The 15,823-nt window shown below is 36.9% G+C and carries 13 protein-coding genes, 1 rRNA gene and 1 pseudogene; 6 read left to right on the top strand and 9 right to left on the bottom strand.

The window, feature by feature from the left end:
- Positions 1-38: 38 nt before the first annotated feature.
- The gene (locus tag J2Z82_RS07595) at positions 39-1,052 is read right to left on the bottom strand and encodes a DUF3231 family protein (RefSeq protein ID WP_209480187.1); all 1,014 of its coding nucleotides are present in this window, start codon (positions 1,050-1,052) and stop codon (positions 39-41) included.
- Between the two features lie 255 nt (positions 1,053-1,307).
- Here J2Z82_RS07595 and J2Z82_RS07590 point away from each other — a divergent pair, with 255 nt between their 5' ends.
- Positions 1,308-2,894 (top strand): peptide chain release factor 3, encoded by a 1,587-nt coding sequence (locus tag J2Z82_RS07590; RefSeq protein WP_209480186.1) that lies wholly within the window; start codon positions 1,308-1,310, stop codon positions 2,892-2,894.
- 73 nt (positions 2,895-2,967) lie between these two features.
- Here the strand turns inward: J2Z82_RS07590 and J2Z82_RS07585 are convergent, their stop codons facing one another.
- Positions 2,968-3,831: a DUF421 domain-containing protein gene (locus tag J2Z82_RS07585; RefSeq protein ID WP_209480185.1), complete on the bottom strand. Its 864-nt coding sequence runs from the start codon at positions 3,829-3,831 to the stop codon at positions 2,968-2,970.
- A gap of 86 nt (positions 3,832-3,917) precedes the next feature.
- Between J2Z82_RS07585 and J2Z82_RS07580 the strand changes: the two genes are divergently transcribed.
- The 4 genes and pseudogenes from J2Z82_RS07580 (at position 3,918) to J2Z82_RS07565 (ending at position 7,740) form a co-directional block, all read left to right on the top strand.
- Positions 3,918-4,262, top strand: a complete 345-nt coding sequence (locus J2Z82_RS07580) for a DUF4363 family protein (RefSeq protein WP_209480184.1) — start codon at positions 3,918-3,920, stop codon at positions 4,260-4,262.
- A gap of 148 nt (positions 4,263-4,410) precedes the next feature.
- The gene (locus J2Z82_RS07575) at positions 4,411-5,142 is read left to right on the top strand and encodes an ABC transporter ATP-binding protein (protein ID WP_209480183.1); all 732 of its coding nucleotides are present in this window, start codon (positions 4,411-4,413) and stop codon (positions 5,140-5,142) included.
- Positions 5,139-5,903, top strand: coding sequence for an ABC transporter permease (locus tag J2Z82_RS07570; RefSeq protein ID WP_209480182.1), 765 nt, complete (start codon positions 5,139-5,141; stop codon positions 5,901-5,903). Before J2Z82_RS07575 ends, J2Z82_RS07570 begins: the two co-directional genes overlap by 4 nt.
- A gap of 164 nt (positions 5,904-6,067) precedes the next feature.
- A pseudogene (locus J2Z82_RS07565) lies at positions 6,068-7,740 on the top strand (CoA-disulfide reductase).
- An 822-nt stretch (positions 7,741-8,562) separates the two neighbouring features.
- On the opposite strand, the gene copZ reads toward J2Z82_RS07565, so the two are convergent.
- Genes copZ through J2Z82_RS07550 form a run of 3 tightly spaced genes read right to left on the bottom strand, consistent with a single transcriptional unit; the run spans position 8,563 to position 11,513 of the window.
- The gene (gene copZ / locus J2Z82_RS07560; RefSeq protein ID WP_209480181.1) at positions 8,563-8,769 is read right to left on the bottom strand and encodes a copper chaperone CopZ; all 207 of its coding nucleotides are present in this window, start codon (positions 8,767-8,769) and stop codon (positions 8,563-8,565) included.
- A 32-nt stretch (positions 8,770-8,801) separates the two neighbouring features.
- Positions 8,802-11,195 (bottom strand): heavy metal translocating P-type ATPase, encoded by a 2,394-nt coding sequence (locus J2Z82_RS07555; RefSeq protein ID WP_209480180.1) that lies wholly within the window; start codon positions 11,193-11,195, stop codon positions 8,802-8,804.
- Between the two features lie 15 nt (positions 11,196-11,210).
- Complete coding sequence (locus tag J2Z82_RS07550; protein ID WP_209480179.1) at positions 11,211-11,513, bottom strand: metal-sensing transcriptional repressor; 303 nt, start codon at positions 11,511-11,513, stop codon at positions 11,211-11,213.
- A 157-nt stretch (positions 11,514-11,670) separates the two neighbouring features.
- On the opposite strand from J2Z82_RS07550, the gene J2Z82_RS07545 reads away from it, so the two are divergent.
- Positions 11,671-12,258 carry a hypothetical protein gene (locus J2Z82_RS07545; protein ID WP_209480178.1) on the top strand — a complete coding sequence of 196 codons (588 nt, stop codon included), beginning with the start codon at positions 11,671-11,673 and terminating at the stop codon, positions 12,256-12,258.
- 95 nt (positions 12,259-12,353) lie between these two features.
- On the opposite strand, the gene J2Z82_RS07540 is transcribed toward J2Z82_RS07545, so the two are convergent.
- From J2Z82_RS07540 to rrf, 4 genes are all read right to left on the bottom strand, one after another.
- Entirely contained in the window at positions 12,354-13,013 is a 660-nt protein-coding gene (locus tag J2Z82_RS07540; RefSeq protein WP_209480177.1) for a DUF4396 domain-containing protein, read from the bottom strand.
- A gap of 153 nt (positions 13,014-13,166) precedes the next feature.
- A complete protein-coding gene (locus tag J2Z82_RS07535; RefSeq protein ID WP_245251229.1) occupies positions 13,167-14,492 on the bottom strand; it encodes a glycoside hydrolase family 18 protein in 1,326 nt (441 codons plus the stop codon).
- Between the two features lie 444 nt (positions 14,493-14,936).
- Positions 14,937-15,347, bottom strand: a complete 411-nt coding sequence (locus J2Z82_RS07530; protein WP_342453609.1) for an RDD family protein — start codon at positions 15,345-15,347, stop codon at positions 14,937-14,939.
- A 384-nt stretch (positions 15,348-15,731) separates the two neighbouring features.
- A 5S ribosomal RNA gene (gene rrf, locus J2Z82_RS07525) occupies positions 15,732-15,823 on the bottom strand; the annotation flags it as partial.

The raw sequence follows: 15,823 nt of genomic DNA, 5'->3' as shown, positions 1-15,823 counted from the left end.
CAGATTGGAAAAGAATTGAAACCTGTTTAGTAAAATTATCATTTTCTTTTTTTAGCCAAAGCTTCACGATCATCAACCATAGGGGGTTGCTCCAGCCAGCAATTTTTAATCATAAGATTTATACCATCCTCAGCGTACAGTCCAATTTCCCCTATAAGCCGCGTATACTGTACTGCTAAATCTCGTCTTTGGACAACGGACAATGCTGCCCCGTAAAATCCTGCCGCTGTGGAAACAAGTGAGACAATATGGTAAAGCATAAGCTTATCTGAAAAGGGTGGAACTGTAGAATTTGTGACTTCCGATTCCCATTTCTTTGGTGCAGGCAGGTTATCTCCGGCCAAGACTGAATCAAGGATTTTAATGTGCTTTTGGCAAATCTTTTCCCCTTTTTGAAAATACTTACGAAGACCCTTTGATTGGGTGACCTGACTGAACCCGATTTCTAACACGACTTTAACCATAAGTTTTTGTGCATTAAAAGTGAGGCCATCAATTTCGATTGCATTTAATGGTCGTTGTTTCCCAAACCACCCGTTTAAATAACGTTGATTCTTCACAAAGTCAGTTTGTTCTGGGGCGTTAATAATTGGAGGTCTACTAACTATTCCTTTTTGAAGCATCACCTCCACGATATTATCGTATAGTTGCATGGATTCTTTATTGCACTGAATAAAGTAACTTCTTTGGTCAGCACGGACGGAAGTGCCTGTAGCCGCAGCATAACCCGTTATACCGTGAAGTGTCATAATATACATATAGTACAAAGTTAAAGAATCTGAAAAAAGTGGCGGTGCTTCAAGGTTCACATCTTCTTTCGTGAACCCTTTTGGGACAGGGTAATTAGCCTGATTTAAAAAATCCTTAATTTTTCCAACATGAGACTTCGATAATCCTAATGCAAATTTAAGGATTTCTCGAACATTTGAATCTTCTACTTTCTCCAGGGAATGGCCTAAAAAACAGATGGCCATACTGTCATTTTGAAATTGTGTCCATAGATTGGCTAATTCTGAAGAAGTTAAGGGCACATTATGATACTTGTTTTCCATGAAAAAACGCCTCCAATTGAAAAGTATTATAGTGTCTTTTACTTTTCATATGTATATTTCCACTTTCACCGGAAAAATATCCATTCTTAGTAACCTTTGTGTTCATTGACTTTAAGGCTGTAATCATGCTATCTTTTGATGGTATAATCAATAAATGAAAGAATTTAAAGGAGAATTATTCCGATGTAAATCAAAATTCCCTATCGTAACTAGAGTAACTATAATTGAACAATTTAGAATGGAAGGGATTTTGTTATGAGTCTAAACGACGAAGTTAATAAAAGAAAAACGTTTGCTATTATATCTCACCCGGATGCCGGGAAAACAACCTTAACAGAGAGGTTACTTTTGTTTGGAAATTTAATTCGCTCAGCCGGAACCGTCAAAGCAAAAAAGTCCGGTAAGTTTGCAACATCAGACTGGATGGAAATAGAAAAACAACGTGGCATATCGGTAACATCGAGTGTAATGAATTTTCCCTATGGTGGATACCAGGTTAATATTTTGGATACACCTGGACACGAGGATTTTAGTGAGGATACGTACAGAACGCTTACTGCAGTAGACAGTGTAGTTATGATAATTGATGCAACAAAAGGGATTGAAGCACAAACAAAAAAATTATTTAAAGTATGTCGTATGCGCGGGATTCCGATTTTCACCTTTATCAATAAACTGGATCGTGAAGGAAGAGAGCCATTTGATCTATTAGAAGAAATTGAGGAAGTATTAGATATTGAGACATACCCAATGAACTGGCCAGTTGGAATGGGCAAACGATTTCTAGGAGTTTTTGACCGCCATAAAGAGCAATTTGTCCAATATAACGGTAACGAGGAAGAAGTCTATATACCATATGAGGATTTGGATAAACCTGAACATCAGGAATTAGTGTCTGATTCCACATTTAAGGCAACAGAAGATGAGCTGGAATTATTGGATGAAGCGGGAGATAATTTTTCATTAGAGACTGTTTTATCAGGAAAACAAACACCTGTATTCTTTGGAAGCGCTCTGGCACCATTTGGTGTGGAAACTTTTTTTGATACATTCATATCCATGGCACCCGCACCGAAACCAAGGAAATCTACAGAAGGAGTCATCCAGCCTGATAACCCGAATTTCTCAGGATTTGTCTTTAAGATACAGGCAAATATGAATCCCGCTCACCGTGACAGAATAGCATTTTTACGGGTATGCTCTGGTAAATTTGAACGTGGAATGAATGTTAATTTGGCAAGAACTAATAAGCCAATTAAATTAGCGCAATCCCAGCAATTTGTTGCATCTTCAAGAGGTACAATTGAAGAAGCATATGCTGGTGACATTATCGGGATATACGATCCGAATGCCTACCGAATTGGTGACACGTTAATTGAAGGAAAAGAACACTTTGAATATGATGAGCTGCCTCAATTCCCGCCAGAATTGTTTAAAAAAGTAACAGCTAAAAACGTAATGAAAGCGAAGCAATTTAAAAAAGGTCTTGAACAGCTTGTGCAAGAAGGTGCAATTCAATTATTTAAAAGACATCGTACTGAATCCTATATTCTAGGGGCAGTAGGAGAATTGCAATATGATGTGTTCAAATATAGAATGCAAAATGAATACAATGTGGAAGTAGAGCTAGAGTCAATTGGAGAGCGTATTCCCAGGTGGCTAAAAGTACACCAAGTTGACGAATCATTATTTGATGAACGGAATATCCTCGTCAGAGATAGAGAAGAGAATCATATTGTTTTATTCAGAAATGAATTTGCACTGCGCTGGTTCGAGGATAAACACCCTAAAATGGAATTAATTGATTTATTCGAAGTAAATCAATATGATCAAACTAATTAAAGAATCAGCCGTTACCGTGAGAGAGATTTGGTAACGGCTGATTTTATAGATAAAATACCACTTATTATATGATTTACTCTTTAAGATATGGATTGATTTTATTGATAAGATCCTGGAGTTCTATTGATTGATTGTAATACATTTGTTTAGCATTCTGGTCATTAGTCTGAATCGCAAATCCCTCCAAATCAGCCTGCATTTTTCTCAGTTGTGCAGATAGAAGAGGCTTCTGTTTAACTTGTGTCACCTTTTCTTCTTCATTATATAAATCAACATAAACATTACCTTTTGAATCAATTTGTGCTAAGAACACATCTTTAAAATTTTTGGCACCTTGTTTCAGAACTTCACCAAGAAGCCACTCTTTTGAATAACCAAGATAATTAAGCCGCTTATCTAACAATATTCCATCGACAATAATCACTGATGGAGTATGCTCCGCTTCGACTGGTATACCCATATCTTTTGGTGTTAAGGGATTAAATTCTGCTTTTTTCATCACAGTTATAACGCCACTTGTCTCCAGGGTCGCCGTTTCAACGTCTGCTAATTTAAAAACACTCTTCTCGCGCAAACCCTGCATTAAGTCATCAAATGTTATCTTCTCTTTTAATAAATTCTTCTCTAGCACATTTCCATTTCTCATTAATATTGTTGGTCTTCCTTCAACAAGTTTTCTAAATTTTAGTGATTTTAAGGCCCCAAAAACGACGATGGTAGTTAAAAGCGAAAATAAGAGCAAGCCTATTATCGCATCCATTGGTTGCATATTTACATCAATAGCTAAAGCTGCAGCCATATTACCAATAGAAATTCCTGTTATGTAATCAAAGAATGTCAGTTGAGCAATTTGTTTACTTCCAAGTATTCTTGCTAGCAATAAAATAAAGAAGAAGGCAAATATAGTTCGAACAATTACTATTGTATATTCAGACATGTTAATCCTCCATATTATAAGAACTATTGTTCATATCTTTTATTATTATGGTTAAGTTAATTAAAAAGATACGAGGAGTACAAGATATGAAAATACCAAAATTAGCTATACTTTTCCTTTGCTTCACAATATTATTCGGATGTTCAACTGAAAAAATACAAGGTTTGCCGATTTCACAAAAAGCCATCGAAGTTAGAAAATTAGTGAATCAGTCCCAATGGGATAAAGCTAAGCATGAGGCAGCTCTTATCCAGGAATTATACGAGAGTAATTTATGGAGATACCAGATATTAGGTGATAAAACGGAATATCATAATTTAAGCATACATATCAAAGAGTTAAAGGTAGCTTTGGAAGAAAAAGATAAAACGGAGGCTAAGTTAAATATAGTTATGATAGAAAACTACATAGAATCACTGTACTTCAGATAAACACTAGAATTTTAAAGCAGTTATATGCCAGTTCCTGTCATCCCCCTAAAAAAAGACGTTAGGTAATAGTGTCATATCGTTGTAGTATACTGCACCAATTAGGTTATAATAATTGTAGTGATCGTTCATCAAAGGAAGTGAATTACACATGAATAATGACTACAACAAAGCCTTGCTATTTAAGCAAGTAAATTACTCAGTTGACGGTATACATATTTTGAAAAACATTACAGGATCGATACCTAAGGGTAAAATAACTACACTAGTAGGTCCGTCTGGGTCTGGGAAAACCACATTATTCAAACTATGCAATGGATTGCGATCACCAGATTCTGGCGATATTTACATAGATGACAAGCCTATCAATAGCTATGATCCGGTGAAACTGCGTCGGAACGTTGGTATTGCTCTGCAAAACGCTGCAATGATTAGTGGAAGCGTGATGAAAAACCTTTCCCTTCCTTTAGATTTACAAGGAGAAAAACTATCTGAAGAACGTGCAAAGGAATTACTGCATCTCGTCGGAATGAATAGGGATTCGTTACAGCGTAATATCAAAGATTTATCAGGCGGACAACGTCAAAAAGTATCAATTGGCCGAACACTTGTAAACAAGCCGAAGATTTTATTACTTGATGAAATTACATCCTCGCTGGATAGTGTATCAAGACAGGATATTGAAGAACTTATTACTAAAATTAATCATACGTATGATACGACGATTTTCTGGATAACACACAATCTGCAGCAGGCAATGACAATAGGAGACTATACATGGGCTATGATGGACGGAGAAGTAATAGAAACTGGCGAAAGTGACTTTTTAAAAGATCCAACTGATGAAAGAATGAAGGACTTTGTTAGGGGTGAAGTGGAATGAGTTTTCTTACCTTATCCATTGCACTTCTTTTTGTAATTATTCCGCTCGTCTTATCCAAAGCATTAAATCTAGGTCTGGAAAAGGATACTGCCATTGCAGTGGTTCGATCCATCATCCAATTACTCGCTGTTGGGTACGTCCTTCAATTTGTATTCAATACCGAAAACATCATCTACATCTTACTGATGATATTGCTTATGATTGGAGCCGCCACACAAAATGCCAGGAAAAAGGGAGCGTCTATACCAGGAATCACATGGAAGTTAATAGTAACCTTTGTGTTTATTGAAGTTTTGACACAGAGTATTTTACTTGGACTGGATATCACTCCTCCGACACCACAATACGTTATTCCAATCAGTGGAATGGTGATCGGAAACTCAATGGTGCTGTCAATTTTATTTCTTAATCGCTTTACATCAGAAATCGAAACACATCAAGATGAAACGGAACTCATATTATCGCTCGGCGGAACTCCCAAACAGGCGATTCACACTCAACTAATTACATCCATTCAAGCGAGTACAATCCCTACAATTGAAAGCCAAAAAACAATTGGGCTTGTACAGCTTCCGGGAATGATGAGCGGTCAAATAATTGCAGGAGCTGACCCGGTACAAGCAGTATTATTTCAATTACTCATATTGTTCCTCCTTCTGACTACTGCTGTTATCACAAGCATCATACTTGGTTATTTATCATATCCAACCCTTTTTAATCAGCGCATGCAACTATTGAAGGAAAACATTCAAAAAGAGTGAGTTTTACTTATTATGACTGGTAAAACTCTTTCATTTTTCAACTCCTTTAATACCCGCATAGGTATTTTTAAATGTGTGACATATATCACTGCAGATAAATGTCTTGTGTATTATTATTAAGACATTAAATACCCCGATAGGTATTATACAAGGAGGAAATCATTATGAATAAAAAAATTGTAATAGTTGGTGGAGTTGCAGGCGGTTCAACAGCTGCAGCACGTCTTAGAAGATTAGATGAAAATGCGAACATTATCATGTTTGAAAAAGGTGAATATATTTCTTTTGCAAATTGTGGATTACCTTACTATATTGGCAAACGATTAAAGATCGTGAAAAACTACTTGTTCAGACTGTCGATAGTATGTCTTCCAGATACAACCTTGATATTCGTACATTTAGTGAGGTCACACAAATTGACCGCACAAATAAATCAATAAAGGTGAGCAATTTACAATCGAATGAAACGTATGAAGAAACTTATGATGAATTGATTTTGTCACCAGGTGCGCGTCCAATCGTACCACCTATACCGGGTATTGACGAAGCAAGAGCCCTATTTACGTTACGTAATATTCCAGATACAGATAAAATTAAGGCGTATATTGATGAGCAAAAACCTAAACAAGCTGTTGTTGTCGGTGGTGGTTTTATAGGTTTGGAAATTGCCGAAAACTTACATGATCGTGGTATTGAAGTGACTATAGTTGAAATGTCTAACCAAGTAATGGCACCAATTGACTATGAAATGGCTGCAATTATTCATCATCATCTTGTAGAAAAAGGGGTAAATCTTATCTTAAATGATGGTGTGAATTCCTTTAAGAATAATGGTAAAAAAGTGATTACAAACAATGGAAGAGAAATTGAAACTGACATGATACTACTATCAATCGGAGTTCGTCCGGAAAATGAACTAGCAGTCAATGCAGGCTTAAACGTTGGTGACCGTGGTGGAATCCAGGTAAACGAGTCGTTACAAACCAATGATCCTAATATATATGCAATTGGTAATGCTGTCGAAGTAAAAGATTACACAATCTATCAACCGACAATGATTCCATTAGCATGGCCAGCCAACCGACAAGGTCGAATTGTAGCAGATAATATTTACGGCGAAAAAGTAAGATATAACGGTACCCTCGGTACTTCAATTGCCAAAGTTTTCGATTACACTGTAGCTGCAACAGGTAATAATGAGAAAACGTTAAATCGCTTAGACATCCCATATCAGGTCGTTCATGTACATCCTGTTTCCCATGCCGGATACTATCCTGGGGCTACACCAATTGCATTAAAACTTGTTTTTGATCAGGAAACAGGCAAAATTTATGGGGCTCAAGCTGTTGGAATAGATGGTGTCGATAAGCGTATCGATGTGATTGCCACAGCCATAAAAGGTGGCTTAACAGTTCTTGATTTACCAGATTTGGAATTAGCATATGCCCCCCCTTATTCTTCGGCAAAAGACCCGGTCAATATGGCTGGCTATGTTGCTGGAAATATCGTAGAAGGTTTTGTTGAAACAGTTCAGTGGAATGAAATCGATGAAATTGTAGCAAATGGTGGTGTATTAATCGATGTGCGTAATCAAGACGAGTTGGAAAATGGATTTATCACAGGTGCCAAGAATATTCCACTTGATGATTTACGGAATCAGCTTGATACGCTGCCAAAAGATGAAACAATCCATGTTAACTGTCAAGTAGGCTTACGCGGTTATATAGCGACGAGAATATTGCAGGAAAATGGCTATAAAGTTAAAAATCTGGAGGGTGGCTGGAAAACTTATTCCGCCGCACTAGGTCACCTTAATAATGTAAAAGCATCCGTATAAAAATATATTAAAAACGTTGCATTTATTAAAGGGGTTCTTATGAAAGTATATTTTACTTTCACAAGAACCCCTGTTACTTTGTAATAAAAGCCATAATGTTTACTGCTAAAAAAAGAGGCTGGGACATAACAAAAACTTTCCACTTGAAAGACGAATAAAATAAATGATAGGATGTTAGATTGTTCATTATTTTCAATGGCTGACTTTAATACGTAGTTGATATAAAATGCGAACTAGGAGTTGTGTGCAGTAATACCGCTACGGAAATACACTTCGCTTTCCGGGGGCGGCTGTTGAGCCCTCCTCGTGCTGACGCACTCAGATGTCTCATCTAGGCCTTTCCTCCCCCAGGAGTCTACGTGTATTTCCTGCGCTGGGATTTGCTCGTTATAACTTGATAAAATAACAAAATATACATTGTGATGGATAGAGAGTAAAAATTTTTTAAACCATTTAAACTAGCAGCTGGAATATGCGAGACTCCTGTGGGAAAAACAAGCTAGGCGAGACCCCGCAGGCGAGGTATGAGCTGAGGAGGCTCGGCACTTGCCCACGGAAAGGGAGCATATTCCAGCTGCGTGGTTAGAGAAACTTACAAATTTCACTAGTTCGTAGTTTATATCTACTGCAACACTAGAAAACTAGGTATTCACCAAGCCTTTTGGTGAATGATTAGTTACAATTATGCAGTAAAAAAGTAGTTATACATTCTTAACTGCAAAAAATCCGAACTAATTCGAATTCCAATTAAAGAATTTTGAATTATAAGTTCGGATTTTACTTTGACTAAATATACTTTTGTCCCATTCTCTTCATTTTATATTATGCTACGACATCATAGCCTTGATCTTCAATTGCTTCGTGCATGTCTTCTACTTTAACAAGTGCATCATCATAAGTGACATCGACTTTCCCAGAACCTAAATCTACTTCTACACTTGTTACTCCCTTCAGTTCTTCAAGTGCACCTTTAACTGAGGATTTGCAGTGGCCACATGTCATACCTTTAACATCCAATGTGATTTGCATACTAATTCCCCCCTTTCCTAAATGCTTTTTAATTATATCTTAACTCGCTTCAACCGAAGTGAGTTAGAAACAACACTGACCGAACTTAAAGCCATAGCACCGCCAGCAATCCACGGTGCCAATAATCCAATAGCAGCTATCGGGATACCAGCGCTATTATAAGCAAATGCCCAGAATAGATTTTGACGAATATTTTTGATTGTAGCTTTACTGATTTTAATTGCCTTTGGTATCAGCAGCAACTCGCCGCCAAGGATTGTTACGTCCGCTGCTTCAATTGCTACTTCTGTACCAGTACCAATGGCAATGCCAATATCAGCAGTTGCCAATGCAGGCGCATCGTTAACTCCATCACCAACCATGGCTACCTTTTTACCAAGCAACTGAACTTCTTTAACTTTATCCGCTTTTTCCTCAGGTAAAACTTGAGCAATAACCTGATCAATACCCACCTGTTTTGCAATTGCCTTCGCAGTTCTTTCATTGTCACCTGTAAGCATAATTACTTCCAAGCCTTGCTCTTTCAATTGACTAATTGCTTCAACGGCTGTTTCCTTAATTGTATCTGCTACCGCGACTATTCCACGATATTCACCATTTACCGCTATTAGCATAGCCGTTTTTCCATCTGTCTCATACTTAATCATTTCTTCTTCAGATTGAGCAATTTCTACATCATTTTCAGTCAATAATTTTCTGCTTCCTACAAGTATCTGATTGCCAGAAATTACAGCATTGATACCTAGGCCGGGTACTGCTGTGAAACTAGTTGCTTCTGTTAATGAGATACTTTTTTCCGTAGCATATGCAACAATTGCTTCTGCTAAGGGATGTTCTGAACCTTTTTCAGCACTGGCCAATAGTTTGAGTGTTTCTTCAGCACCAGTAAAATCAGTCACTTCCGGTTTACCTTTTGTAACCGTCCCTGTTTTATCCAGAATAATAGTATCCAACTGATGTGTGCGCTCCAAATGTTCGCCGCCCTTAAACAAAATACCAGACTCAGCAGATTTACCAGTTCCAACCATTATGGACGTTGGTGTGGCCAAACCTAATGCACAAGGACATGCAATAACAAGCACTGCAATAGCCGCTACTAATGCTGGTTCAAATGCACCTGGTGTTACAAAAGAAATCCAGATAATAAATGTCAAAATAGCGATACCAACAACAATTGGAACGAAGTAGCCTGAAATAACATCCGCCAGCCGCTGAATAGGCGCTTTTGTACCTTGAGCATCTTCTACCGCCTTAACAATCGACGCAAGGGCTGTGTCTTTACCAACCTTAGTTGCTTCCATTTCGACCGTACCATTTTTATTCATCGTTGATCCGATCACATTTGACTGTTCATCTTTTTCAATTGGAATAGATTCGCCTGTAATCATTGATTCATCAACAGATGTCTTACCTTTTACAACGATTCCATCGACAGGGAATTTTTCACCTGGTTTTATAATCAAGTGATCACCAACAGCCACTTCTTCAACCGCAATCATCAATTCTTCACCATTACGGATAACACGTGCCTGTTTCGCTTGCAGGTCGAGCAATTTTGATAATGCAACCGTCGTTTTACCTTTCGCATTTGTTTCAAGATATTTCCCAAACAAAATTAATGTAATTAATATTGCACTTGTCTCAAAATAAAGATGCGGCATATATCCGGGATTACCGATTGTGTTAAAGGCTTCGTATAGACTATAGAAATACGCGGCACTTGTACCCAAAGCAACCAGCACATCCATATTTGCTCCACCATTGCGCAGGTTTTTATAAGCACCAACATAAAATTGCCAGCCAATCACGAATTGGACAGGTGTTGCTAATGCAAATTGGAACCATGGATTAAGCAGAATAGCTGGTACGTTAATTCCAGCTAAGTGAACAAGCATCGTTATTAAAAGCGGTGCTGAAAGTAAAACAGAGACAATCAGTTTCGTCTTCATTTGATTTAACTGCTTTTCCTTCTGTGTCTTTTTATCTTCCTGATTTGCTTTTATTTTAGCATCATAGCCAAGTTTCTGAATCCTGCCAATGATATCAGCTTCTTCCATCAACCCTGGATTATATTCAACAGCAGCACTTTCAGTAGCTAAATTTACACTGGCAAGCTTGACACCAGTTTGTTTATTCAGCACTTTTTCTATTCTGCTAGAACAAGCTGCACAAGTCATGCCATAAACATCAAATTCAGCTTTTTCAGTTTGAACACCATAGCCTAACTTTTCGATTTTAGCCGTTATATCATCATAGGTTGTTGTAGATGGATTATAGTCAACGGTCGCCTTTTCGGTTGTTAAGTTAACCTTTGCTTCCACACCATCCATTTTGTTTAGTACTTTTTCTATTCTATTGGAACAGGCTGCACAAGTCATGCCTGTCACGCCAAGTTGTGAATGTTGTTGTTCTTCTGAATCGCTCATATGATTGATCCCCCTTTATTTGGAAAACTGTTTCAAAACCTCAAGAAGCTCATCAATTGCTTCATTTCCATTACCCGATTGTACTGCATCGCTGATACAATGCTTCGTGTGACGCTCAGCTATAGAGAAGCCTACTTTTTTTAAAGCAGCATTAATTGCACTTATTTGAACTAATATATCTATACAATAACGATCTTCTTCAACCATTTTCTGAATTCCTCGTACTTGGCCTTCAATTCGTTTCAGCCGGTTAGCGACAGCCTGTTTCTCATCTTCTGTTCGAGGCGTAACCGGATGATCATGCATGTATTCTCCCATTTGCTTCACTTCCTTTCAATCTTTAATTTTAATATACCCCCCGTATGTATTTTTGTCAACTGATAACTTATTATTAAGGCAAATATGAATACAAAAGAGTTCTACGAATTTATAATATACATAAATTCAACATTATACCCTCGTATGGTATTGCATATTGATAGTTGTCCGTGAATATAATACTATTGGACAACTTACGATTGGAGTTGAAGAGATGGCGATTGGATTATTTTTTATTATAGGAACATGTATCATTCAAGTACTGGCAATTATCATGTACATTACTTACTATCGAAAATGGGTAACTCAAATGTATGGAATGATGTTTTCCATGGCCGTTGCTATGATGGTAGGTATATTAATGGGGACGATTTTAGGGGTATACAACCAGGGAGATCTATTTGCCTCAACCATTTTGTCTATCTTAATCGGTTTATTTGTGGGATTCATTGCTGGAATGCCTGTGGGGTTGCCTGCTGTCATCGATGGCATGATATCCGGATTAATGGGGGGCATGATGGGGGCAATGCTTGGGGATATGTTGGCTATGGCTAGACCCGAAACTATTATTAAAATCATGGCACTTATCGTGACAATGGTCTTATTGCTAGTTTTGTATACAGCCGAAGACCTAATACGCAGAAAATCTGATCAACTAGTATATTCTTTTTTCAAATATCCCTTTGTTCTTCTATTTATCATTGCTGTTCTTTTTCTCGGATTAACCAAATTGGAAGTAAAATAAATTGTTAAAACCAGTGAACAAAGAACTATCCTATCCGCCAATATACTATTTTAGTATGCTCACGTTAGGAATAGTTGACCTTTCCAGAACTATTCCTACATTTCTTCTTTAATTCCTTTTCTTACAAGAATCCAATTAGCAGGATAACTAGTCAGGAATCCTAGAATCATTGCAATTTGCATCATGAACCAATAGGATGCCTCATTTGGTTTTGGCGGTTGAGCAAATAGTACAAAATGGACGATTGCCATCCACCCGAACATCCCAATTTCAAATGCTATTAAAGACAGGGTATCAGCCTTAATAGCAGCTTTAATTGATCCAACTATCCCTTGTTCCTTATTCATGGGATATATGGCATAAAACTGGAACACAATCCCAAAGATATACGCCAATATAAATTCAACAACATAATGAGCATACAAGGTCGACCCAATAACAGCCATTCCTGTTAATGCTACGATTGGTACACCTGCTGCGTCTCCAACAGTGCACCCAGCCGAACAATGGCTAGTGGATACAAATACCCTTGCAAGTCTTCCACGACGGTCTTCATCCTTAATCTTCTTTGCTTTTAATCTGCCCCACTTAAAATATGTCCATAACGCAAATGGGCCAAAGAACCACCCATTTATCGGCCAAACCACATTCATTATTTTCATCATCTGCGGATATCTAATCACATCAATAACAATGATAAATGAACTAATTAACCCCATTGTTAACGCAATCCATGAAATAATTGTTAAGAGCATTTTATCACCTTATCTTGTTAAAACATTCTGTTTGATTAATACCCGTTTGAATACAAGATAAACGTTTCAAGTGAGTTAAAGAAACAACAAAGGGACTATCAAAATTTATAGTCCCTTTGTTACTTTATAGTTATAATTTTTAAGTTAAACCATTTACTGTCTGGGCTTAAATTCCTCCCTAAGCAATTGTTCTGCCTGAGGAAAGGAAAGACCCATTTTCCAGCCACCCATTCCATATAGATTATAGTCTTTCACAAGGCGGTATTTTGCTAAAATTGACCTCGCATCCTCAAACCACACTTCATGCTGATCGCCATTTTTATCTTTATATCTAAACCACGGCTGATGAGTTTCCTTATTATAATGAATGACTGAGCCATGATCAAGAGCTAATTTAATTGCATGTTCCTGGGCATATGCACTCCCCTTTTGCTCTTTGTTATCAATATTCCAGTCATATGCATACATAGGAATCCCGAGAATGATTTTGGAACGCGGGACTGCAGAAATTGCATATTCGATGGTTTCCCTAACCTTTCCCAGGGGAGCAATAGCACCAGCAGGACCTCCAGACCAATGCCAATCATATGTCATAAGAAACAAAGAATCTACAGTTTTTCCAAGTGTTTTATAGTCGTAACCTGAATAATAATCCGGATAACGGTCCCCTTGCATTGGTGGTAATGATACATTTACTTTCATACCAACCGGATGAAGTTTAGCTGTAAGTTCCTTTATAAATTGATTAAAGTTCTCACGATCATTGTTTTTAATTCCTTCAAAGTCAATAATGACTCCTTTATAATCGTTTTTATGCAGAACAGAATAAATATTATTAATCAGCTTCCCTCGGGTCTCTTTGTTGCCTATTACTTGGTGAGCTAATTCATCATCAAATCCGTTTGAACTTAAATTTGTTATTGTTGCATATGGAATTAAGTTATTATTCCATGCTGTTTTCACAGTGACCTCACCTGGCATTTTACTGAGATTCCCTTGTGAATCGGGATGGTATTCAAAAAAACCGACTGTTGATATAAGTTTTTTATAGTGCTTTAATAATGATTTACTAGCTTTTTCTCCTGCAGGTACCATAAACGCACCAGTAAATATTTCCTTTTTTGGTGTAGAAGGGATAGTTAATTTTTGGTTAGGGTATAGATTATTTTTCTCTAGATTATTTGCGGACATTATCTTTTCTATTGTAGTTGAATGACGCTGTGCAATTTCCCAAATACTTTCACCTGATTGAACAATATATTGATTACCTGAAATTAATAACGGTAATCCAGGGTTAATTACATCTTTATATGGCAGACCATTGGAGTTTACTATCTCCTCTACTGACGTTCCATATATATTTGAAATTCCCCATAAGCTTTCCCCTTTTTTTACAACATGAATGACACTTGCAGAGGTTACTTGGGGAAGAAGTAAAATACATACAATTACAGTAATTACGATTTTAGTTTTAAACATCATTACGCTCCTAATAAGTTTATACCTATATTGTCTCTCTCATCTACTAATTCATGTATAGGATTTACACGAATATTTGTTAGGAGTTTGCGCCAAAACGAATCCTAATTGCTATGATATTTCAAATCTCATTTGTAACGCTAAAAATGAGTTGTTTCTGTTTTTAAGGGTTTTGGGGTTATGGTATGTTTGTAACTTAGACTGGCAGGATTATACAATATGGAAATGAAGTATTGCGACTCGGAATCCGGATTTGCAATCAGTCGACATGAATCCTCATTCCGCTAAATAGCAGAAAAGATGCTCTCATAAGGGTGAGGCGGATCCTCATTCCGTTAGAAAAATAGATTTTTCAATAATAGGGGCGAAATATATGCTAAATTATAATATGATTTCTAATGCAACTAACAATTATTCTTCCAAAACTAATCCCGTTATGAAACTTTAATTTTCACTTACATAAGTTCCACCTATCATATCGTGAATTGCTCTTCTGTCTTCTCGTAATATTACCATAAAAATACTTACTACTAAGGATGTTCCAAGAGTGACAATACCAATAAGGTGAAAACCTACAAGCTCTCTTAAAAAGGTATTGGAAAGTTTAACATTGCCACCATCTGTTCGTTTTAATTTGATATCACAAATTCGTTTACCCATAATATATCCGGCCCATAACACAGGGATTACAATTAAGTATAATGTGTAAAATAAATCCCAAATCAATCCTTTATTCCAGGCAATACTGTAATCACCTGTAAAAACATAAAATAAACCACCAATTAAAATTGAAAAAATGGTAACATCTAAAAACCTTGCTAATAATCTTTTACCAAATCCAGCATAACTTTTCACAATAGTTCTCCCCTTTATCGTATATTTTTTCTTGAAAAATTGCTTGTTGAACTCCCTAAACTAACTTGCTCTGTCTGGCTAAATACCGTTAGTAATCTTTATATTTAGTTTAACAGAAATATTCAGACTACGTTATAAACAGCTAGTCAATTTCACACGAAACTGTAGGTCAAAATGCAGGCTAGCACTGAACCAAAAATACTATTATACCAATAAAAATAACCATCAAATTGATGACAAAATGATGGTCACTCTTCTTTTACCTTTTTAATGTTTTAATAAAGTTTAAGTTTTATTGTACTTCCTTAATCAGAAAACTTGGCTTATCTCCAAGCAATAAAAAGCCCAGGTTATGAATTATCATATCCTGGGCTTTTATTGTTTGCCTGGCGGCGTCCTACTCTTGCAGGGGCAAAGCCCCAACTACCATCGGCGCTGGAGAGCTTAACTGCTGTGTTCGGCATGGGAACAGGTGT

The sequence above is a fragment of the Virgibacillus litoralis genome (assembly GCF_017873675.1).
Taxonomy (GTDB): Bacteria; Bacillota; Bacilli; order Bacillales; family Amphibacillaceae; genus Lentibacillus; species Lentibacillus litoralis.
Note: the sequence above shows the minus strand (reverse complement) of the source record. Positions and strands in the feature narration are given on the sequence as shown.